We start from the raw sequence: 20,297 nt of genomic DNA, 5'->3' as shown, positions 1-20,297 counted from the left end.
GGCGGTCAGACATGTTCGCTGCTTTTCACTTGCACCTTCGGCGCGCCGTGCCCATGGTCGTGGTCATCCGGCTCGATCACCGGCACTTCCTTGCCATCGCAATCATGCAGCTTGCCGTCGCTGAAGTAGTCGCCTTCACGCAGCGCGGCCAGATCGCGGTAGCGCAGGGTGCGCTCTTCCGCAGCGGCGAACACCGACTGCTGATCCGAGTTGCCGGTCGTGAAGTGGTTGAAGGCCAGGTTGAGCAGGATCGCCATGATCGCTGATGAACTGATGCCCGAATGGAAAATCGTCGCGAACCAGCTCGGGAAATGATCGTAGAAGTTCGGCGCGGCGATCGGGATCATGCCGAAACCGATCGAGGTGGCAACGATGATCAGATTGACGTTGTTGCGATAGTCCACCTTCGACAAGGTGCGAATGCCGCTGGCCGCCACGGTGCCGAACAGCACGATCCCGGCGCCGCCAAGGACCGAAGTCGGTACGGCAGCAATCACCCGGCCCATGAACGGCAGCAGCCCGAGCACCACCAGGAACACGCCGCCGGTGGCGACCACGAAACGGCTCTTGATCCCGGTCACCGCCACCAGCCCGACGTTCTGCGCGAAAGCACTTTGCGTAAACGAACCGAAGATCGGCGCAAACATGCTCGACAGCATGTCGGCGCGCAGGCCGTTGCCCAAGCGCTTGGAGTCGACCTTGGTGCCGATGATCTCACCGACGGCGAGGATGTCCGCCGAGGTCTCCACCAAGGTCACCATGACCACAATGCACATCGACAGAATCGCGGCGAAATGGAAGGTCGGCATGCCGAAGTGGAACGGTGTCGGGAAGCCGAACATGGGGCCGGTGGTGACGCTGGAGAAATCCGCCATGCCGAGGAACACCGCCAGCACCGTGCCGATGACCATGGCCAGCAGAATCGACAACCGCGAAATGGTCGAGCTGCCAACCTTGCTCAGCAGCAACACCAGCACCAGCGTGACCGCCGCCAGACCGATGTTCTGCATGCTGCCGAAGTCCGGCGCGTGGCTGTTGCCGCCCATCGCCCAGCGTGCGGCCACCGGCATCAGCGTCAGGCCGATGGTGGTGATCACAATGCCGGTGACCAGCGGCGGAAAGAACTTGGTGATGCGTGAAAACACCGGCGTGATCAGCAAGCCGATCAACGAGGCGGCAATCACCGCACCCAGCACCGATTGGAAACCGCCCTCCCCGCCGCTGCTGACGATCGCGACCATGGTCGCCACGCCGGAGAACGATACGCCCTGAACCAGCGGCAGCTGACAGCCAAAAAACGGCAGACCCAGGGTTTGCAGCAGTGTCGCCAGCCCCCCGCAAACAATGAAGCAGCAATCAACAGACCAATGTCCGCCGGCGACAGACCGGCCGCCTGGCCAATGATCAGTGGCACCGCAACGATACCGCCGTACATGGTCAGAACATGTTGCAGGCCGTAAGCCATATTCGCGCCGACCCCGAGGTTTTCGTCCTCGGGCCGTTGGTGTGAAACATGGGGCGTTTTCATGGTGGGGGGTTCCCTGGTTTTTGTTATGCGCACACTGTATTCAATACTCAGGACAAATGTCCATAGAGTTGTATACAACTTATCAGTCACATAATGGTTAGGTAGCCATCCAACCTTCTAGCCTGCACTTCTTGCCCCAACAAACCCGGCAACAATATCCCCGCTGCGTCCGCACCAGTGCCCACTAGGCTGAAGTGTTCACGGCGACCGACGGTACAGTCGCGCTCTTCATTATACATATAAAGTATGCATAATGAAGTCATTCAAGATTCAGTACGACAAAAGCAAAAACGCAGCCAACAAACTCAAGCACAAAGGCATCAGCCTCGCCGAAGCCGAACCGGTTTTCCATGACGAACGCGCACTGACACTTGAGGACAACGACCATGACGAGCAACGCTGGATTACCCTCGGCCTCGATGCCAAAGGTCGTGTGCTTGCCGTTGCTTACAGGTACCGCGAAGCCAATGTTGTTCGAATCATTTCCGCACGTCTCGCCACACCCAGGGAACGGCGCGCGTATTTTCAGGAGGCTTGACCGATGAAAGACGAATATGACTTTTCCGCAGGTAAACGCGGCGCAGTAGCGCCGAACAAGGGCAAGACCCGCATCACCATCATGCTTGACGACGCGGTGATCGAAGCGGCGCGTACGGCCGCAGAAGCCGAGGGCTTTGGCTACCAGACTGTGATCAACAACACCCTTCGCCATGCTTTGCTTGATGGCGCACGCCAGCTGGACCGCTCTGACGATTCGGGCCTGTCGGGGCAATTCAAGAAAGGCATCACCGCCACCGATCTCAAGAGTCTCGAGCGAAAGTTGTCGGCGGCCATCGGCGAGATTCGTCGCGTATTGGAGCCTGACGTAAAGCCTTAGATGGAGGCTGGTGCGATTACCCGAGCCAGCGCTTGCCGCACACGCGGAGAATCAGGCACCTGAAGGTCAAATTCACGCCGCAGCAATTTCATCAGCTCGTCGATGTCCGCCACCTCGCGCCGCTCACTGTCCGCGCCCATGTGATGAATGGCAAAACTGCCGTTGTTCAGAGTTTTGCGCCAGCCGTCGCCAGTGCGCGCGACCATCAGGCGCTGGGCAAAGGGTGAGTCGGGATGCGTCGAGACGTACCAGTTACCAACGGTGTAGTCGATGTGTTCCTGGCGCTGCAAATCGAACAGATACATCGGCCGCCACTCGCCCGCGACTTTGGCGCGCAGCAGGTAGCCGTCGATCAGCTTTTCGATGCAATAGGGTTCGTGCGGGGTGGGTTGCTCATCTTCACTGTCGAGCAACAGCGGTGCGGTCGGCACCATGCCGCCGAAGCCGACGTCGGCGATGTAGCGCACGCCGTCGATGGTGACCAGGCTCAAACGATGAGTTCGCGCTGTCCAGCTGCCTTCCGGTTGATTCATCACCACGCGCCCGCTGATTGCCCGCGCGTCGAAGCCCAATTCCAGCAACAGTGCGAAGAACAGGTGGTTGAGTTCGTAGCAATAGCCGCCGCGACCGCCAATCAGGGTTTTCTCTTCAATGGATGGCAGATCGATCAATACCGGTGCCCCGGTGATGGTCGCCAGATTCTCAAACGGAAAGACGCCTGTATGGCGCAACTGCAATTGACGCAACGTATCCAGCGTCGGCGGCGGCGCTGTGTCGAAACCAAGGCGTTGCAGGTACAGATTGGTATTGGTCAGCCGTGGTGCACTCATTGCTCGATCCTTATGCATGGGGGTCGCAGAACACTGCGTCAATATTGCCCTGTATACGGGATCAGGCACGGCTTTCGACAATTGATTTCGCCAATCACCCGGTCAGCGTTTCTTCCGCGAGCCGATGCGAATCCATGTCGGCGCATGGTCACTGGCATGCGGTTCGTTGCGCACCCAGGCGTCGACGCCGGCGTCGTGCAGATACGGGCTCAAGGCCGGGTTGAGCAGCAAATGGTCGATACGCAGGCCGGAGTTGGTTTGCCAATGATTGCGGAAGTAATCCCAGAAGGTGTAGAGGCGTTCTTCGGGATACACGTGGCGCAGGGAGTCGGTCCAACCCTGATCCAGCAGTCGCTGGTAGCACTCGCGGCTTTCGGGTTGCAGCAAGGCGTCCTTGAGCCATGAGCGCGTGTTGTAGATATCCATGTCGGTGGGCACGACATTGAAATCACCGGCGAGTACCACCGGGTGATCGCTGCTCTGCAAATCTTTTGCGTAATTGATCAGGCGTTCGAACCAGGCCAGTTTGTAATCGAATTTCGGCCCCGGCTGCGGGTTGCCGTTGGGCAGATACAGGCAACCGACCAGCACGCCATGCACCGCCGCCTCGATATAGCGACTATGGGTGTCATCGGGATCGCCGGGCAAACCGCGTCGGCTCTCCAGCGGCTGCGCATCGCGCGCCAGAATCGCCACGCCATTCCATGACGCCTGGCCCTGCCAGATCGCGCCGTAACCGGCGGCTTCCAGTTCGGCGGCAGGAAATGCACTGTCGACTGATTTGAGCTCTTGCAGGCAGACGATGTCCGGTTGCTCGCGCTTGAGCCATTCCAGCAGATTTGGCAGCCGTGCACGCATGCCATTGACGTTGAAGGTGGCGATCCGCAGGTTTTTCATTGTCCGCAACTCCTGCCCGGTGGGAATGAAAATTGTGACCCTGAGAGCGCTGCGCAGGTTGCATCGAATGACAACGCAATAGCTCAGACGCGATTACGCAGCCACTGCAGGAAGCCTCTTTTCGGCGCGATCACGGGCGTTTCCTCGGTCAGCGACTGCGCCTTGTGCAGGCGGAAATCGAGCAATGCCTGCATCGCATCGTGAATGTCATGGCGCGCGTCCAGGCACGGTTTCAAGTAGGACTTCTCGATGCGATACAGCGCGCAGAAAGTCTTCGCGGAAAAATCCGCCGGCAACGCGGTGTCCGAGAGAATGCCGGCCTCGCCGATCACCTCGCCCGGCCCCATGCGTCCCGATTCCAGCGGCGCACCGTGGCGCTTGAGCGTCACCGAAACCACGCCGGATTCAATGATGAACAAATGATCGCTGACCTCCCCGCCTGCCAGGATCGTCTCGCCGGCGCGAAAGGTTTGCAGGGTCATGTTCTGGCTGAAGGTGTCTTTCTCTTCCTCGCGCAGCGTCGAGAAGATCGGTGAGCTTTCCAGCAGCGCCCGTGGCCGCGACAACTGCGGCACGGCGTTGGTCTCGTTGCTCGACAGCAGATTGACCCCAGAGGCCTGCAAATGCCGGTAAGCGAGGTCGAACAACTGATTACGCACCACGCGCTTTTCACCCATCGAGGCAACAAATCCGCTGATTTCATATTCCGCGCTGCCGCTGGCAGAACTTTTCAACGACACGCTCGGCGCCGGTGTGTCGAGCAACTGCCGACAGCCTTGCATCGCCCGCTCCAGTGCCTCGATCACCGAGCTGGGCCGGGCATGGGGGCTGACGGGAACGCTGACCGAAACCCCGAACATATTGCTCGGGCGACTGAAATTGATGATTTTGGCTTTCGCCGCCAGCGAGTTCGGAATCACGGCCATGCTGCCCTGGCTGGTTTGCAGACGCGTGGCGCGCCAGTCGATGTCGGTGACGCGGCCCTCGGTGCCGTCGATGGAGATCCAGTCATCGAGTTGATAGGGTTTGGTGGTGTTGAGGACGATGCCGGAGAACACATCGCTCAAGGTGCTCTGCAAGGCCAGACCGACAATGATCGCCAACGCGCCGGAGGTTGCCAGCACGCCTTTGACCGGCAGATCGAGCACGTACGCCAGCGCTGCAATGATGGCGATGAGGAAGATCACTGCCCCCAGCAAGTCCTGCAACAGCCGGCCGGTGTGGCCGACGCGCTGCATCATCACCGCGCCGATCAACACCGTCAGGGTGCGCGCGCCGAACAGCCACCAACCGATCTGCAACCCGGTCGCCGCCAGATGCAGCGGGACGTTGTCGGCCCACGGTGCCGGTTCCATCGGGTTGAGGCCTTCGTTGAACAGAACGATGCTGAACAGGGCAAAAATCAGCACCCGCACCAGCAGTTTCCATTCGCTGCCGTGAGAGCTGATCAGCCGCCACAGGCCAAGATCGAGCAGGATCAGGATCAATGCGCAAAACAACGGATGTTCGGTCAGCAGAGACAGCATCAAACAACTCCGACAAGGGCCAATCGCGAGAAGATCGCACAGATTGGCACAGTGTAGGAGCAATTGATTTCGGCGGATGAACAGCGTCTCGAAAACGCTGAAAAACCTGTGGGAGCGCGCCTGCTCGCGAAGGCGTCCTGGCAGTCACTACCGCTTGGACTGATCAGAGCATTCGCGAGCAGGCTCGCTCCCACAGGGGCGTTTCAGTTGCCAGTAAAGCTCAGCGTCAGGCGTGCATCCGGCCAAAGCGTCCGGACTGGAAGTCGGCGAAGGCCTGGTGGATTTCCTGCTCGGTGTTCATCACGAACGGGCCATGGCCGACGATCGGCTCGTCGATCGGCTCGCCGCTGAGCAGCAACACCACCGCGTCCTCGCTGGCCTTGAGAGTGAGTTGATCACCGTCGCGCTCGAACAGCGCCAACTGCCCTACCCCAACCGATTCCGCGCCGTTGACCTGCACCGAGCCTTTCAATACCACCAGTGCGGTGTTGCGTCCTTCGTGCAGATCGAGCGTCAGCAGCTTGCCGGCATTGAGGCGCAGATCCCAGACGTCGATCGGCGTGAACGTCCGCGACGGTCCGGTGTGCCCGTCGAATTCACCGGCGATCAGCCGCAGGCTGCCAGCGTTGTCGTTGAGCGCGATGCTCGGAATGTCGCGGTCGAGAATGGTCTGGTAACCCGGCGCAGCCATTTTATCCTTGGCCGGCAGGTTGACCCATAACTGGACCATTTCCAGCTTGCCGCCCGTTCTGGCGAAGTTTTCCGAGTGAAATTCCTCGTGGAGGATCCCGGACGCTGCGGTCATCCACTGCACGTCACCCGGGCCGATGGTGCCGCCACTGCCAGTGGAATCACGATGCTGCACTTCGCCGTCGTAAACAATGGTCACGGTTTCGAAACCACGATGCGGGTGCTGGCCGACGCCACGCTGCTCGGTGGTCGGGGTGAATTCGGCGGGACCGGCGTGATCGAGCAGCAGAAACGGGCTGATGTGCTTGCCCAGGTTGTCGTAGGAAAACAGCGTGCGTACCGGGAACCCATCGCCGACCCAATGGCCGCGCGGGCTGGTGTAGATGCCGATGATGTTTTTCATGGGGTCTCCAATGTGGGGATTCATTGGATTAAGCCTAAGGGCATATCGAATATTCGACTAGAGGGCTAGAACCGGCTGGAGTGTTCCATGAGTAGAACAATTCATTCAGCGGGACGCTCTTCGCGAGCAGGCTCGCTCCCACAGGAGACTGCATTGGTTCAGAGACAGTCCGCCAGGCCACGCATGGCTTCGCGCAACTTGTCGATAGCACGCTTGACTCCCGCGTGTTTACTGTCTCGGCAAGCCCGTTCCAGTTCCGCACACGCCGCAACAACCCGCGCGGCCCCGACCATCCGCGCGCCACCCTTGATGTGGTGGGCCAATTCGCGCAAACCGTTGCGGTCGGCAATCGGCAACTGCTCCAGAGCTTGCAGGTCGTCGCGAAGGCTTTTGCCGACCTGCTTGCGCAAGCGTTCGATCAGCGAGTGATCGGCCCCGGCCATCTGTTCCAGCGCGCTCAGATCAATCTCGACTGGCTCGGTGCTTGGCTGTTGATCTTCGTGCGGCTCGCAACGGCGAGCGTCTTTCAAGGCTTCAGCCAGATCATGCAAGCGAATCGGTTTGAACAGGCAGCCGTCCATGCCGGCATCCAGACAGCGCAGGCGTTCTTCAATCTGCGCATTGGCAGTAAAGCCGAGAATCAGGCACGGCCCGCGTCCCGTAACGGCTTCTTCAGCGCGAATGCTGCGCGCCAGTTCATAGCCATTGCGTCGCGGCATGTTGCAGTCGGTGATCACCACATCGAAGGCCTGGGTTCGCCAGCGGTCCAGCCCCTGTTCGCCATCGCTGAGGTCCACCGTGCGATGCCCCAGTTCGCTCAGTTGCCAGCACATCAGCAAGCGGTTGACCGGGTGGTCGTCCACCACCAAAACGTTCAATGCACAGGTAGCGGGCGCCGCGTCGGGCATTGCCGCTGTGGTCGTCGTTGCGGGCAGCAGCGGCAATTGCAGGTTGATTTCCACGCGCGTGCCTTGCCCCAGGTCACTGTCGAGGCGCAACGTGCCGCCCATAATGTCGCAGAGGTTGCGGCTGATCACCAGCCCCAGACCGGAACCGCTGCGCGCCGTTTGTGGGCTATTGCCGGCTTGAACGAACGGGCTGAACAGCCGCTTCTGGTCTTCGACACTGATGCCGATGCCGCTGTCTTCGATCAGGACCTGCACCTCCACTTGCTGGTCCGATGTCGCGAGAATCTGCAGCCGCAAGCTGACCTCGCCTGTCTCGGTGAATTTGATCGCATTGCTCAGCAGGTTCGACAGCACTTGTTTGAATCGCGTCGGATCGATCGATACATCAATGTCAGCGCACGGATCAAGTTCGATGCGCCACACCAAGCGCTTCTGCCGCGCCAGCCCTTCGAACACACGGCATACCGAAAACACCGCCTCGCGTAGATTGGCCCGCTCGGGGGCGAGGGACAAATGCCCCGACTCGATGCGCGCGATATCGAGAATGTCGCCAATCAACGCCAGTAATTGCTGGCCAGCATTGGATGCCACTTGAATCGCCAAGCGGTCGGTCGCGCCCTCCTCTGCACGTTTGAGCGCCAGTTCGAGCATGCCGATCAGGGCATTCATTGGCGTGCGGATCTCGTGGCTCATGGTCGCCAGAAAGGTGCTTTTGGCTCGATTGGCCTCGTCGGCCGCGTCCTTGGCCTGCTGCAGTTGCAACAACCATTGCTGACGCTGCTGAATCTGCCGACGCTGCCAACCGATCCAGAGTAGCGCCACGAGCAGCAAGGCCGCTGCGCCGGCGAAACCCAGCAGAATTTCCTGACGATGGCGCAGCCAGTAGCTGTCCTCGACCACCACGTCGTGGCTCCAGCGCTCGACCAGTTCATCCATTTGCTGCGGCGCGATGCTCAGCAACGCCTTGTTCAGGATCGAGTGCAGCAACGCCGATCGAGGTGCGGTAGCGAGCGCGATGCGCGCCGGCTGGTCGCCAACAGTGCCGGTGATACGCAGGCGGTCGCGATACTGCCGGGCGATCAGAAAACGCGCCACCAGCAGCGAGCTAACCGTCACGTCGACCTGTCCCCTGGCAATCAGCGCCATGCCTTCGGCAGGGCTTCTGACCTCGACCAGGCGCAGGCCGGGCACGCGTTGCAACAGGTAATCGCGCAAAGGATGGCCGCGATAGATCGCCAGACGTTTGCCGGCCAACGCGTCGAGAGGCAGTGGATGCGGCCCATTCGCCGCGCTGACCAGCACGAACGGATTGTTCAAGTAGGCGCGGGTGAATTGCAGCTGCGCTTCACGCTCGGTGCTCGGCGTCACCACGGGCAAAACATCAAGCGCACCGGCCTGCAGTTGCTCGAACTGATCGTTCAGTGAGCTGCCACGCACGATCTCGAAATGCAGGCCACTGCGCTGCGCAATCAGGTTCAACAACTGCGCCGCCAGCCCATTGAAGCGCCCGTCGCCATCGAAAAACGCCAACGGCGCGAAATCTTCGACGGCGCCCACGCGCACCACCGGGTGCTGATCCAGCCACTGCTGCTCGGCGGCACTGAGCTGGACCCGCGATTGTTCGGCCATCTCGGCGAGGCCGGCGCTCCAGCGCTGTTCGATCAGATGCCGACGCTCCATGGGCACAGCCAGCAGGGCCTTGTCGACGATGCGCTTGAGCACCACGTCGCTGCGCAACAACGCAAAAGCGAACGGATTGGCGTCAAGCCCCGCCGGCCCGGCCAATTGCAGGTCATTGCGGTAATTGATGTTGATCAGATAGTTGGCGCTGATGAAATCGCCAAGATAAACGTCGTCAGCACCGAAGGCGACCGCCCCGAGTGCATCCATGGCTGAAGCATAAAGCTGCACCTGAGCGCCGGGGTAAAACGCCTGAACATGCGCCAGCGGCAGGTAATCTTCGACCATGGCAATGCGCTTGGCTGAACGATCAGCCGGCAGTTTCTCGTCGTGGCGCGTGACCAGCATCGGCTGATCTTCAGCGTACGGCCGCGACAGAAGGAAGTCCGGATCTGCCGCTTCGAAACTGTTCGAGGTGCCCAGCAGATCGACATCAGCGCGCTTGAGCGCCGCCATCAGTGCGGGCCGATCGGCGAATCGCCGCACTTCAATCCTGATGCCGAGCAGTTGTGCCAGCAGATCGGCGTAATCGGCTGTCAGCCCTTCCAGCTCATGCTGATTGCGGGTGATTTCGAAGGGCGGGTAATCCGGGCCGGAGATGCCCATGCGTAACACTGGATGCTCACGCAGCCACTGACGCTCACCATCATCCAGACGAACCTGGACATTGCCCGGTTCGAGACGGGCCAGCACCTCCAGCGTCTGTGGCTGGTCATTCGCCCAGACCGAGGCAACGAATCCGAGCCACAGCCATGAAATCCGCAGTCCCTGCTTCATGTCGGTCACTCAGATCAGGTGATTGCGCTTGGCGAACTCACGCAGGAGCACCAGTGAACCCAGGCCAAGTTTCGCCATCATGCGGGTTTTGTAGGTGCTGACGGTCTTGTGACTCAAGTGCATCTCCTGGGCGATGGCCTTGTTCGGCTTGCCCAGCGCCAGATTGACGAAAATGCATAGCTCTCGATCGGAAAGCTGCGCGATCAGCTCCTTTTCAGTACGTTGCACAGCGTTGTATAGACCGCTGGTATTGGGCAATGCGCAGAAATAGGTGTGGCCGGACATCAGTGCCTTGATGGCTTCGTGCAGCAGCGTCAGCTGATTGCTCTTGGTCACGTAGCCCCTCGCCCCGGCACGCAGGCAGCGCTCCTGATAATGCGTCGGCTCATGCATGCTGAATACCAGCACCCGGCAGCGCGCCGTCGGTGCCTTGATCTGGATTCGTGTCAGCACTTCCAGCCCGTCCATGGACCCCAGCCCCAGATCAAGCACGACCAGATGCGGATCATGCGCGCAGATCAACGGCACGACTTCATTGCCACTGGACGCTTCATGAATCCGGGTAAAGCCTTGAGCCTGCAGGACGATTCGAATGGCCGCGCGCACAACTGGATGATCATCGACGATCAGCGCTGACTTCATTGACACTCCTGCAAGATCGAAGACATCGCAACATTCTGTTCCGGAGTCGGTGGCTGCGCCGGCACTGTTACATGGATGGGCAAAAGAATCACCTGTCAGGTCTGACAGTTGTGCAGATTGGTTTTTTATGCATTGGCATGGCGCAACAACCAGTGTGAGTCAGGCGCTGCGTGGTGTTCTTCCGCTGCTTCGACCCTTGCCATTACCTGCCCGACGAGTGATGAATTAGGCAGTGGCGCCGGACTGATCTGCACATTTTCCTGAGCGAACCCGGCATCGTTCTGCAAGGGTGCTGACGGTTCGTTGTAGATCAGAGCGTGGCGAACTTGCTGGTTATCGAGCACAAAGCCCTGCAAATCGAGGGCGCCTGCCGCCAGTTCAGCATTGATCACCAGCACATCGAACGGCTCGCAGCCGTAGTCGACTAGGGTCAACAATTCGCCGAGATTCTGCACCGGGGCTACGCGGTAGTAACCGAGCGCGTTGAACAGGCGCTCGATCTTCATGCGATGAAAGTGCTGCGGGTCGGCGATCAGGATGCGCAACGCTTTATTGCTCATGGTCATTCTCCCGGTGAGGTTTGGGGAGGGCAAGACTACGCAAGCGCCGAGGATAGCTCTGTAGGACTTTTCCTAAAAAGCAGGCCATTCATCCGGCGCCCCAGACACAACAATATTCCGTGTGGGGGCGAGCCTGCTCGCGAAGGCGGTATACCCGTCAGAGATGTATTGACTGACACGACGCCTTCGCGAGCAGGCTCGCTCCGACAGGGGAAAGCATTCCATGGCGGTTATTGCCAGCCGAACCGGCGGATGTAGAAGCCTTTAACAGCTTGGGTGAGCGCCATGTACGCCAGCAGAATCAACGGTAGAAAGACGAAATACAGCGACGGCAGCGCCTGCAATTTGAAGTAATGCGCCAGCGGCCCCATTGGCAGGAAGATGCCGACCGCCATGATGACCCCGGTCATCACCAGCAGCGGCATGGCGGCGCGGCTTTGCAGAAACGGGATCTTCGGCGTGCGGATCATGTGCACGATCAGCGTCTGGGTCAGCAATCCGACCACAAACCAGCCGGACTGGAACAGCGTCTGGTGATCCGGGGTGTTGGCGTCGAACACGTACCACATCAAGGCGAACGTGGTGATGTCGAAGATCGAACTGATCGGGCCGAAGAACAGCATGAAGCGCCCGACGTCAGCCGGCTGCCAGCGCTGCGGCTGTTTGAGCATCTCGTCATCGACGTTATCGAACGGAATGGCGATTTGCGAAATATCGTAGAGCAGGTTCTGCACCAGCAGGTGCATCGGCAGCATCGGCAGAAACGGAATGAACGCGCTGGCAACCAGCACCGAGAACACGTTGCCGAAGTTGGAACTGGCGGTCATCTTGATGTACTTGAGCATGTTGGCGAAGGTGCGCCGCCCTTCGAGCACGCCCTCCTCCAGCACCATCAGGCTTTTTTCCAAGAGAATGATATCCGCCGCTTCCTTGGCGATGTCCACCGCGCTGTCGACGGAAATGCCGATGTCGGCGCTGCGCAGTGCCGGCGCGTCGTTGATGCCATCGCCCATGAACCCGACCACATGGCCGTTGCCCTTGAGAATGCCGACGATGCGCTCTTTGTGCGACGGCGTGAGTCTGGCGAAGACGTTGGTCGTCTCGACCGCCATGGCCAGCTCAGCATCGCTCATGCGCTCAATGTCATTGCCCAGCAGCAAACCCTGTTGGGCGAGGCCGACCTCGCGGCAGATTTTCGCCGTCACCAGTTCGTTGTCACCGGTCAGCACCTTGACCGCCACGCCATGCTCGGCCAAGGCCTTGAGCGCTGACGCGGTGCTTTCCTTCGGCGGATCGAGGAACGCCACGTAACCGATCAGCGTCAGCTCCTGTTCATCGGCCAGGCTGTAAATTTCGCGACCTGCTGGCATTGAGCGAGCCGCGACCGCCACCACGCGCAGACCTTCGGCGTTGAAGGCGCCGGTGACCTGACGGATCCGCGCCAGCAGTTCATCGCTCAGCGCTTCATCGACATCGCCGTGACGCACGCGGCTGCACACCGCCAGCACTTCTTCCACCGCGCCTTTGCAGATCAGTTGATGGGGCTGACCGCGGCCCTCCACCACCACCGACATGCGCCGGCGATTGAAGTCGAACGGGATCTCATCGACCTTGCGAAACGCGCTGCCGACCTTAAGGTCGCGATGGACTTCCACGTGTTCAAGCACCGCAACATCCAGCAGGTTTTTCAGGCCGGTCTGGTAGTAGCTGTTGAGGTAGGCCAGTTCCAGCACTTCGTCGCTGTCTTCGCCCCAGACGTCGACATCACGCGCCAGAAAGATCTTGTCCTGAGTCAGGGTGCCAGTTTTGTCGGTGCACAGCACGTCCATGGCGCCGAAGTTCTGGATCGCGTCGAGGCGTTTGACGATGACCTTTTTGCGCGACAGAAACACGGCGCCTTTGGCCAGGGTCGAGGTGACGATCATCGGCAGCATTTCCGGGGTCAGGCCGACGGCAATCGACAGCGCGAACAGCAGCGCTTGGGTCCAGTCGCCCTTGGTGAAACCGTTGATGAACAGAACCAGCGGCGCCATGACGAACATGAAGCGGATCAGCAGCCAGCTGACCTTGTTGACGCCCTGCTGGAACGCGGTCACCGCCCGGTCCGTCGCGCCTACGCGTTGCGCCAGCGCGCCGAAATAGGTGCTGTTGCCGGTGGTGAGAATCAGCGCAATCGCGCTGCCGGAGACGACGTTGGTGCCCATGAACAGAATGTTGTCCAGCTCCAGCGCGTTACGCGTGTTGCGATCGATCTGCCGGGTGAATTTTTCCACCGGCATCGATTCACCGGTCATCGCTGCCTGGCTGACGAACAGGTCCTTGGCGCTGAGCACGCGGCAATCGGCGGGAATCATGTCGCCGGCCGAGAGCACGATGAGATCGCCGGGCACCAGTTGCCTGATCGGCAATTCCCGCCGTGGCGCATCCCGGCGCAGCACCGTGGCGGTGTTGCTGACCATTGCTTTGAGCGCATCGGCCGCCTGATTGGACTTGCTCTCCTGCCAGAAGCGCAGCAGCGTCGACAGCACCACCATGGAGAAAATCACCACGGCAGCCTTGAGGTCTTCGGTCAGCCAGGAGATCACCGCGAGCAAGGTCAGCAGCAGGTTGAACGGATTTTTGTAGCAGTGCCACAGATGCGTCCACCACGACAGCGGCTGCTCGTGTTCGACCTCGTTGAGGCCATGTTGCGCGCGCAGTGCATCGGCCTCGACCTCGGTAAGCCCTTCGCCGTGCGTGCCCAACGATGACAGCATCGCAGCGCTGTCTTCATGGGCGGCAGCGACCAGCGTACTGGCCAGCGTCGGCGGCACTTCACGGCTGACCGATGTGTCATTGATCGAATCCAGCAACGCGAGTCGACAGAAGTGCCGGGCGATGTGGCGGCTGCGCAGAAAGCCTGCGAACAATTCCTTGAGCGTGAGTTTCATGGCTGTGTCCCCTGTGGTCAGCCGGGAAACCGTCGAGCAGGTACCGCCGCGCCCTGGCACCGGGAAAACCGGCACGGCAAGGCGTGGCACGCCGGTCAGAAACAGGCGTGTCGATAGGCAGCGATGACGACTGAGGTCGCCACCACGCTTGGTTCAGCGTCGATGAGAAGGACGTCGAGACACGACCCAGGACTGGCCGTGCACGGGATGCCGCTGCTCGCTGTTACGGCGAGACAACGGCAGGGAAAGGCTGCGCGTTATCTTGCCGAGAATCTGCCGGTGATCGAGACCGGCCGACAACTGTCACTCGAACAAGTACCCACTGTGGGTCTCCGCAATTGATGAAAACGCGCGCAGCTTACGCCCGCAGCGAAACGGCTGGAAGAGGTGCTCAAGGGGAATGTGGGGGGTGTTCAGGAAGGGTTCAGGATTCCCTCTGCGATCGTTCCCACGCTCTGCGTGGGAATGCAGCCGGGACGCTCCGCGTCCCTTCCAAAAGCCGAACGCGGAGCGTCCGTTGAGGCATTCCCACGCAGAGCGTGGGAACGATCATATGTGGGGCTTTTCATGGCCCCTTCGCGAGCAGGCTCGCTCACACATTTTGGCCTGCGTTCACAGAACCATTGTGGGAGCGAGCCTGCTCGCGAAAGCGGTGTGACAGGCGCCGCAGACTTCAGCTGGCAGTGGCCAGCAACAACTCCGCCACCGAGCGGCTGTGCCCGCGCTGTTTGCCATGCTCGTACAGCGAGCCGGCGATTTCATCGGCGCGAATCGGCAGCACCGACAGCAGCGTATCGCTCAGGCCATGGCTGGCCTGGCAGAAGCCCTGCATATATATACCGGCCTTGCAGCGCTCGTCAGTGATCAGCTTGTAATTGCGATCGACCTCGAACTCGCCGAGGTATTCCTCCAGCGGCGCGAGCAACTTGCGGTGCAGCTGCCGCTCGTAACCGGTGGCCAGCACCACCGCGTCATAGATTCGCACCGTGACTTCGCCGGTGGCATTGTTGCGCACTGCCAGTTCGATACCGTTTGCCGTGGCAGTGGCGCTCTCGACGGTGGTCAGGGTGCGGAACGCATGGCGGGCAATCCCGGAAACTTTCTGCCGGTAGAAGATGCCGTAGATGCGTTCGATCAGGTCGATGTCGACCACCGAATAGTTGGTGTTGTGGTACTCGTTGACCAGACGCTCGCGCTCGACGCTGTTCTGCTGGAACACCAGATCAGTGAACTCCGGCGAGAACACTTCGTTGACGAACGGGCTGTCGTCCGCAGGCTTCAACGCTGAGCCGCGCAGGATCATGTCGACCTGCACCGACGGGAATGAATCATTCAGGTCGATAAAGGCTTCCGCCGCGCTCTGCCCGCCGCCGATGATGGCGATGCTCATCGGTTGGTTGTTCACGCACGGCTGCCTGGCCATTTGCGACAGGTATTGCGAATGGTGGAATACCCGGTGATCGCCCTTCAGTGCTTTGAACGCCTCCGGAATGCGCGGTGTGCCGCCAGCGCTGACCACCACCGAACGCGTGGTACGCACGAATTGCTGGCCGTCGCTGCCCCGGGAAATAACCCGCAAGGCTTCGACCTGCTGGTTGTGCAATACCGGTTCGATGAATTGCACTTCTTCGCCATAACGGCTCTGCGCGGTGAACTGCCCGGCCACCCAGCGCAGGTAGTCGTTGTACTCCATGCGGCATGGATAAAAGGTGCCGAGGTTGATGAAGTCGACCAGACGCCCGTGGTGCTTGAGGTAATTGACGAACGAGTACGGGCTGGTCGGATTGCGCAGGGTCACCAGGTCCTTGAGGAAGGAAATCTGCAATTCGCTCTGCGTCGACAAGGTGTTGCCGTGCCAGCTGTAAGTGGCCTGCTTGTCAAGGAACAGCACATCCAGTTCGCCCTGAATCCGGCCGCGTTCCTGCAGAGCGATGGCCAGTGCCAGGTTCGAAGGGCCGAAACCGACGCCGATCAGGTCGTGAACGATGGGCGATGCAATTGCCTGTGTCATTTCCAGTGTCCTCTGGATGAACCCCTCAACGCGGGGAAATAAAGCCTGGGTGGCCTGACCGGCCTGAATCAGGTCAGCAGGTCGTCTGTTGAGTAGGAACGAGGACGATGAAAGGAAATTTAACCGGCGCGGATCACTGGCCATCCCATTGCTGGATGCGCAAGCGGCAATGTTTCATGGCGTTGACGATGTGTTTTTCCACCAGCGCCCGGGAGATGCCGAGGGTCTGGGCGATTTCCGGATGGGACATTCCTTCGATCTTGCGCAGCAGAAAACTGTCGCGGCACAGTGGCGGCAGCTCGGCCAGTGCGCGCTGGAGCATTTCCAGGCGCTGTCCGTGATCGAGGGTGCCGTGGGGTGACGGTGTGAAATAGCGCTCTTCGTTGTCGAGCACATCCAGCGATTCGACCTGACGCAGCGCATTGCGGCGGTGATCGTCGATGACCAGATTCAGCGCGGTGCGATAAAGGAAGGCCCGGGGTTGTTCGATCGGCACCTCGCTGGAGCGCTCCAGCACGCGTACATAGGCGTCATGCACCACATCCTCGGCGACCTGACGGTTGCCCAGTCTGGCGTTGAGGAAACACACCAGCTCACGATAGTAGTTTTCCAACATGACTCCCGACCGCATCAATGCCGTTTCTGTCCTTGAGCGCACTGATCAGACCTGCGGATCACGCAGTAGCAAGATAGTGGCAACTTGAGGTGCGTAATTTATAGTAATTCTCATATAGATTTAAAGAGTTGATTCCACATCCCGGACAAATAGTCGTGGTCCGGTCCGCGGAAACTCGATGTGTCTGCGGCTAAATTCCGTCGCCCATGCCTCGTTTACAGGACAGCCCCTGTGTCTGTCGTGCCTTGCGACGGGCCGCAACCACTGGCCGGAACCCTGCATGAATCGTCCCCGCCCCGCCCGTCGCGCGCTGTTCGCCGCCCTCTGTCTGATTCCCGTGATCGCCGTTGCTGCCTGGCAAGTGTTGCCACCCGGTCGCGACTCAGTTGCCACTGTGAAGGTCAGTCGCGGCGATATCGAAAACAGCGTAACGGCGCTCGGCACCCTGCAGCCGCGCCGCTACGTGGATGTCGGCGCGCAGGCCTCGGGGCAGATCCAGAAGATTCACGTCGAAGCCGGCGACACGGTCAAGGAAGGTCAGTTGCTGGTGGAAATCGACCCGTCGACGCAAAAAGCCAAGCTCGATGCCGGGCGCTTCTCGATTGAAAACCTCAAGGCGCAACTGCAGGAGCAGCGTGCCCAGCACGATCTGGCGCAGCAGAAATACCAGCGCCAGCAGAAACTCGCCGCCGGTGGCGCCACCCGCGAGGAAGACGTGCAGACCGCCCGCGCCGAGGTCCGTGCGACCCAGGCGCGCATCGACATGTTCCAGGCGCAGATCCGTCAGGCCCAGGCCAGCCTGCGCAGTGACGAGGCCGAACTCGGTTACACGCGCATCTATGCGCCGATGAGCGGCACCGTGGTTGCCGTCGGTGCGCGCGAAGGCCAGACCCTCAACGCGCAACAACAAACCCCGCTGATCCTGCGCATCGCCCGGCTGTCGCCGATGACGGTGTGGGCCGAGGTGTCGGAGGCCGACATCGGCCACGTCAAACCCGGCATGACCGCCTACTTCACCACCCTCAGCGGTGGCACTCGGCGCTGGAGCAGCACCGTGCGGCAGATCCTGCCGGTGCCGCCGCGTCCGCTCGAACAGAATCAGGGCGGCAGTCCCACCGGCGGCCGCAGTGGCAGCGAACGAGTGGTGCTTTATACCGTGCTGCTCGACGTCGACAATGCCGATCACAGCCTGATGACCGACATGACCGCCCAAGTGTTCTTCGTCGCGCAACAGGCGCAGGACACCCTGACCGTGCCGACTGCCGCCCTGCAACCGGGTTCGCGTCCGCAGTGGCAACGGGCGCAGATCGTCGCCGCCAACGGCGATATTCAAACGCGGGAAGTGCGCATTGGCATCAACGATCGTCTGCGCACCCAAGTGCTGGAAGGTCTGGCCGAGGGCGAACATATTCTCAGCGCACCGGCCAGCGGTCATGGGGGCTGAATGCACACGCCTCTGATCGACCTGCGGCAGATCCGCAAAGCCTACGGCGGCGATGACAGCCCGCTTGTAGAAGTGCTGCGCGGGATCGATCTGTCGATCCACGCCGGCGAGTTCGTCGCCATCGTCGGCGCCTCCGGTTCGGGCAAGTCGACGCTGATGAACATCCTCGGTTGCCTCGACCGCCCCACCAGCGGCGAGTATCTGTTCGCCGGGGAAAATGTCGCACAACTGGACAGCGATGAACTGGCCTGGCTGCGCCGCGAAGCGTTCGGTTTTGTCTTTCAGGGCTACCACCTGATCCCCTCCGGCTCGGCGCAGGAAAACGTCGAGATGCCGGCCATCTACGCCGGCACCCCGGCCGCCGAGCGGCATGCCCGCGCTTTTGCGCTACTGGAGCGGCTCGGCCTCGGTACGCGCACCGGCAACCGTCCGCATCAGCTTTCCGGCGGCCAGCAACAGCGGGTGTCGATTGCCCGTGCGCTGATGAACGGCGGGCACATCATTCTCGCCGACGAGCCGACCGGCGCCCTCGACAGCCACAGCGGCGCCGAGGTCATGACCCTGCTCGACGAACTGGCCGAGCAGGGTCATGTGGTGATCCTCATCACCCACGACCGAGAAGTGGCGCAACGGGCCAAGCGCATCATCGAAATTCGCGACGGTCTGATCATCAGTGACAGCGCCGAGCATGCGTCCACGCCCTCTGCGACCAATCCCGGCGCGCTGCAAGCGGTCGATCTGCGCCAGCGCCTGAGCAGCGGCAGCAGCCAGACCGGCGCCTGGAAAGGTGAACTGCTCGACGCCGTGCAAGCTGCGTGGCGAGTGATGTGGATCAACCGCTTTCGCACGGCGCTGACGCTGCTGGGCATCGTCATTGGCGTGGCCTCGGTGGTGGTGATGCTGGCCGTTGGCGAAGGCAGCAAGCGCCAGGTCATGGCGCAAATGGGTGCGTTCGGCTCCAACATCATTTACCTCAGCGGCTCGGCACCGAACCCGCGCACGCCCGAGGGCATCATCACCCTCGACGATGTTGCCGAACTGTCCGCCCTGCCCCAGGTGGAACGAATCATGCCGGTCAACGGCTCGACCGCCGGGGTGCGCTTTGGCAACGCCGATCACAGCAGTTACGTCGGCGGCAATGACACCAACTTTCCGCAGATTTTCAACTGGCCGGTGATTCAGGGCAGCTACTTCACCCAGGCCGACGAGGACAGCGCCGCCGCCGTCGCGGTGATCGGCACCAAGGTCCGCGACAAATTGCTCAAGGATGTCGCCGACCCGATCGGCCAATACATCCTCATCGAAAACGTGCCGTTCCAGATCCTCGGCGTGCTCGCGGAAAAAGGCGCCAGCTCCGGCGATTCCGACAGCGACAACCGCATCGCCGTGCCCTATTCGGCGGCGAGCACGCGCCTGTTCGGCAGCCGCAATCCGCAATACGTGGTGATTGCCGCCAAGGACGCGCGCAAGGTCAAGGACGCCGAACAGGCCATCGAGCAGGCGATGTTGCGTCGGCACCACGGCAAGAAGGATTTCGAGCTGACCAACAATGCCGCGATGATCCAGGCCGAAGCGCGCACGCAGGGCACGCTGTCGCTGATGCTGGGGGCGATTGCGGCGATTTCCCTGCTGGTCGGCGGTATCGGCGTGATGAACATCATGCTCATGACCGTGCGCGAACGCACCCGCGAGATCGGTATTCGCATGGCCACCGGCGCACGTCAGCGCGACATCCTCCGACAGTTTCTCACCGAAGCGCTGATGCTCTCGGTGGTCGGCGGAATTGCCGGCATCGGCCTGGCGCTAGTGGTCGGCGGCGTGTTGTTGGTCAGCGGCGTGGCGATTGCCTTTCAGGCGCTGGCGGTGGTCGGTGCGTTTGCCTGTGCGCTGGTCACCGGCGTCATTTTCGGCTTTATGCCGGCCCGCAAAGCTGCCCGGCTCGACCCGGTCACGGCCCTCACCAGTGAATGATCGACCT

14 protein-coding genes and 1 pseudogene are annotated in these 20,297 nt (G+C 60.9%); 4 read left to right on the top strand and 11 right to left on the bottom strand.

The features are described from left to right. Positions 1 to 5 precede the first annotated feature (5 nt). Positions 6 to 1,528, bottom strand: a pseudogene (locus ACZZZ4_RS18170) (nucleobase:cation symporter-2 family protein). A gap of 253 nt (positions 1,529 to 1,781) precedes the next feature. On the opposite strand from ACZZZ4_RS18170, the gene ACZZZ4_RS18165 reads away from it, so the two are divergent. Together ACZZZ4_RS18165 and ACZZZ4_RS18160 are read left to right on the top strand one after the other, a co-directional pair. Next, complete coding sequence (locus ACZZZ4_RS18165; protein ID WP_463548377.1) at positions 1,782 to 2,066, top strand: BrnT family toxin; 285 nt, start codon at positions 1,782 to 1,784, stop codon at positions 2,064 to 2,066. A gap of 3 nt (positions 2,067 to 2,069) precedes the next feature. Next, positions 2,070 to 2,405, top strand: coding sequence for a BrnA antitoxin family protein (locus ACZZZ4_RS18160; RefSeq protein WP_129999138.1), 336 nt, complete (start codon positions 2,070 to 2,072; stop codon positions 2,403 to 2,405). Here the strand turns inward: ACZZZ4_RS18160 and ACZZZ4_RS18155 are convergent. The 10 genes from ACZZZ4_RS18155 to ACZZZ4_RS18110 form a co-directional block, all read right to left on the bottom strand. Then, entirely contained in the window at positions 2,402 to 3,235 is an 834-nt protein-coding gene (locus tag ACZZZ4_RS18155; protein ID WP_463548376.1) for an arylamine N-acetyltransferase family protein, read from the bottom strand. The two genes, ACZZZ4_RS18160 and ACZZZ4_RS18155, sit on opposite strands and share 4 nt — an antisense overlap. 102 nt (positions 3,236 to 3,337) lie before the next feature. Beyond that, positions 3,338 to 4,132, bottom strand: coding sequence for an exodeoxyribonuclease III (gene xth, locus ACZZZ4_RS18150; RefSeq protein ID WP_130887377.1), 795 nt, complete (start codon positions 4,130 to 4,132; stop codon positions 3,338 to 3,340). 83 nt (positions 4,133 to 4,215) lie between these two features. Continuing rightward, positions 4,216 to 5,658, bottom strand: a complete 1,443-nt coding sequence (locus tag ACZZZ4_RS18145; protein ID WP_463548375.1) for a mechanosensitive ion channel domain-containing protein — start codon at positions 5,656 to 5,658, stop codon at positions 4,216 to 4,218. A gap of 226 nt (positions 5,659 to 5,884) precedes the next feature. Continuing rightward, the gene (locus ACZZZ4_RS18140) at positions 5,885 to 6,751 is read right to left on the bottom strand and encodes a pirin family protein (RefSeq protein WP_463548374.1); all 867 of its coding nucleotides are present in this window, start codon (positions 6,749 to 6,751) and stop codon (positions 5,885 to 5,887) included. 158 nt (positions 6,752 to 6,909) lie between these two features. After that, positions 6,910 to 10,116, bottom strand: a complete 3,207-nt coding sequence (locus ACZZZ4_RS18135; protein ID WP_463548373.1) for a transporter substrate-binding domain-containing protein — start codon at positions 10,114 to 10,116, stop codon at positions 6,910 to 6,912. A gap of 9 nt (positions 10,117 to 10,125) precedes the next feature. Then, the gene (locus ACZZZ4_RS18130; protein WP_129999143.1) at positions 10,126 to 10,758 is read right to left on the bottom strand and encodes a response regulator transcription factor; all 633 of its coding nucleotides are present in this window, start codon (positions 10,756 to 10,758) and stop codon (positions 10,126 to 10,128) included. Between the two features lie 125 nt (positions 10,759 to 10,883). After that, positions 10,884 to 11,318, bottom strand: a complete 435-nt coding sequence (locus ACZZZ4_RS18125; RefSeq protein ID WP_463548372.1) for a chemotaxis protein CheY — start codon at positions 11,316 to 11,318, stop codon at positions 10,884 to 10,886. 230 nt (positions 11,319 to 11,548) lie between these two features. Next, positions 11,549 to 14,248: a magnesium-translocating P-type ATPase gene (mgtA, locus tag ACZZZ4_RS18120; protein WP_463548371.1), complete on the bottom strand. Its 2,700-nt coding sequence runs from the start codon at positions 14,246 to 14,248 to the stop codon at positions 11,549 to 11,551. 673 nt (positions 14,249 to 14,921) lie between these two features. After that, on the bottom strand, positions 14,922 to 16,259 hold the full coding sequence (locus tag ACZZZ4_RS18115; protein WP_463548370.1) for a lysine N(6)-hydroxylase/L-ornithine N(5)-oxygenase family protein: 1,338 nt from the start codon (positions 16,257 to 16,259) through the stop codon (positions 14,922 to 14,924). Positions 16,260 to 16,392: 133 nt separating this feature from the next. After that, the gene (locus ACZZZ4_RS18110; RefSeq protein ID WP_016773904.1) at positions 16,393 to 16,875 is read right to left on the bottom strand and encodes a sigma-70 family RNA polymerase sigma factor; all 483 of its coding nucleotides are present in this window, start codon (positions 16,873 to 16,875) and stop codon (positions 16,393 to 16,395) included. A 280-nt stretch (positions 16,876 to 17,155) separates the two neighbouring features. Between ACZZZ4_RS18110 and ACZZZ4_RS18105 the strand changes: the two genes are divergently transcribed. Further along, positions 17,156 to 18,319, top strand: a complete 1,164-nt coding sequence (locus ACZZZ4_RS18105) for an efflux RND transporter periplasmic adaptor subunit (RefSeq protein ID WP_463548369.1) — start codon at positions 17,156 to 17,158, stop codon at positions 18,317 to 18,319. Then, on the top strand, positions 18,320 to 20,290 hold the full coding sequence (locus ACZZZ4_RS18100; RefSeq protein WP_415763133.1) for a MacB family efflux pump subunit: 1,971 nt from the start codon (positions 18,320 to 18,322) through the stop codon (positions 20,288 to 20,290). Positions 20,291 to 20,297 lie beyond the last annotated feature (7 nt).

The organism is Pseudomonas sp. AC252, from assembly GCF_979258105.1.
This window is presented reverse-complemented; position numbering and strand designations above follow the sequence as displayed.

What these genes read in the sequence shown, in the direction of transcription:
- ACZZZ4_RS18110 (WP_016773904.1), bottom strand. Translation starts at nt 16,875, where the DNA reads ATGTTGGAAAACTACTATCGTGAGCTGGTGTGTTTCCTCAACGCCAGA.
- ACZZZ4_RS18100 (WP_415763133.1), top strand. Translation starts at nt 18,320, where the DNA reads ATGCACACGCCTCTGATCGACCTGCGGCAGATCCGCAAAGCCTACGGC.
- ACZZZ4_RS18145 (WP_463548375.1), bottom strand. Translation starts at nt 5,658, where the DNA reads ATGCTGTCTCTGCTGACCGAACATCCGTTGTTTTGCGCATTGATCCTG.
- ACZZZ4_RS18135 (WP_463548373.1), bottom strand. Translation starts at nt 10,116, where the DNA reads ATGAAGCAGGGACTGCGGATTTCATGGCTGTGGCTCGGATTCGTTGCC.
- mgtA (WP_463548371.1), bottom strand. Translation starts at nt 14,248, where the DNA reads ATGAAACTCACGCTCAAGGAATTGTTCGCAGGCTTTCTGCGCAGCCGC.
- xth (WP_130887377.1), bottom strand. Translation starts at nt 4,132, where the DNA reads ATGAAAAACCTGCGGATCGCCACCTTCAACGTCAATGGCATGCGTGCA.
- ACZZZ4_RS18165 (WP_463548377.1), top strand. Translation starts at nt 1,782, where the DNA reads ATGAAGTCATTCAAGATTCAGTACGACAAAAGCAAAAACGCAGCCAAC.
- ACZZZ4_RS18155 (WP_463548376.1), bottom strand. Translation starts at nt 3,235, where the DNA reads ATGAGTGCACCACGGCTGACCAATACCAATCTGTACCTGCAACGCCTT.
- ACZZZ4_RS18115 (WP_463548370.1), bottom strand. Translation starts at nt 16,259, where the DNA reads ATGACACAGGCAATTGCATCGCCCATCGTTCACGACCTGATCGGCGTC.
- ACZZZ4_RS18140 (WP_463548374.1), bottom strand. Translation starts at nt 6,751, where the DNA reads ATGAAAAACATCATCGGCATCTACACCAGCCCGCGCGGCCATTGGGTC.
- ACZZZ4_RS18160 (WP_129999138.1), top strand. Translation starts at nt 2,070, where the DNA reads ATGAAAGACGAATATGACTTTTCCGCAGGTAAACGCGGCGCAGTAGCG.
- ACZZZ4_RS18105 (WP_463548369.1), top strand. Translation starts at nt 17,156, where the DNA reads ATGAATCGTCCCCGCCCCGCCCGTCGCGCGCTGTTCGCCGCCCTCTGT.
- ACZZZ4_RS18130 (WP_129999143.1), bottom strand. Translation starts at nt 10,758, where the DNA reads ATGAAGTCAGCGCTGATCGTCGATGATCATCCAGTTGTGCGCGCGGCC.
- ACZZZ4_RS18125 (WP_463548372.1), bottom strand. Translation starts at nt 11,318, where the DNA reads ATGAGCAATAAAGCGTTGCGCATCCTGATCGCCGACCCGCAGCACTTT.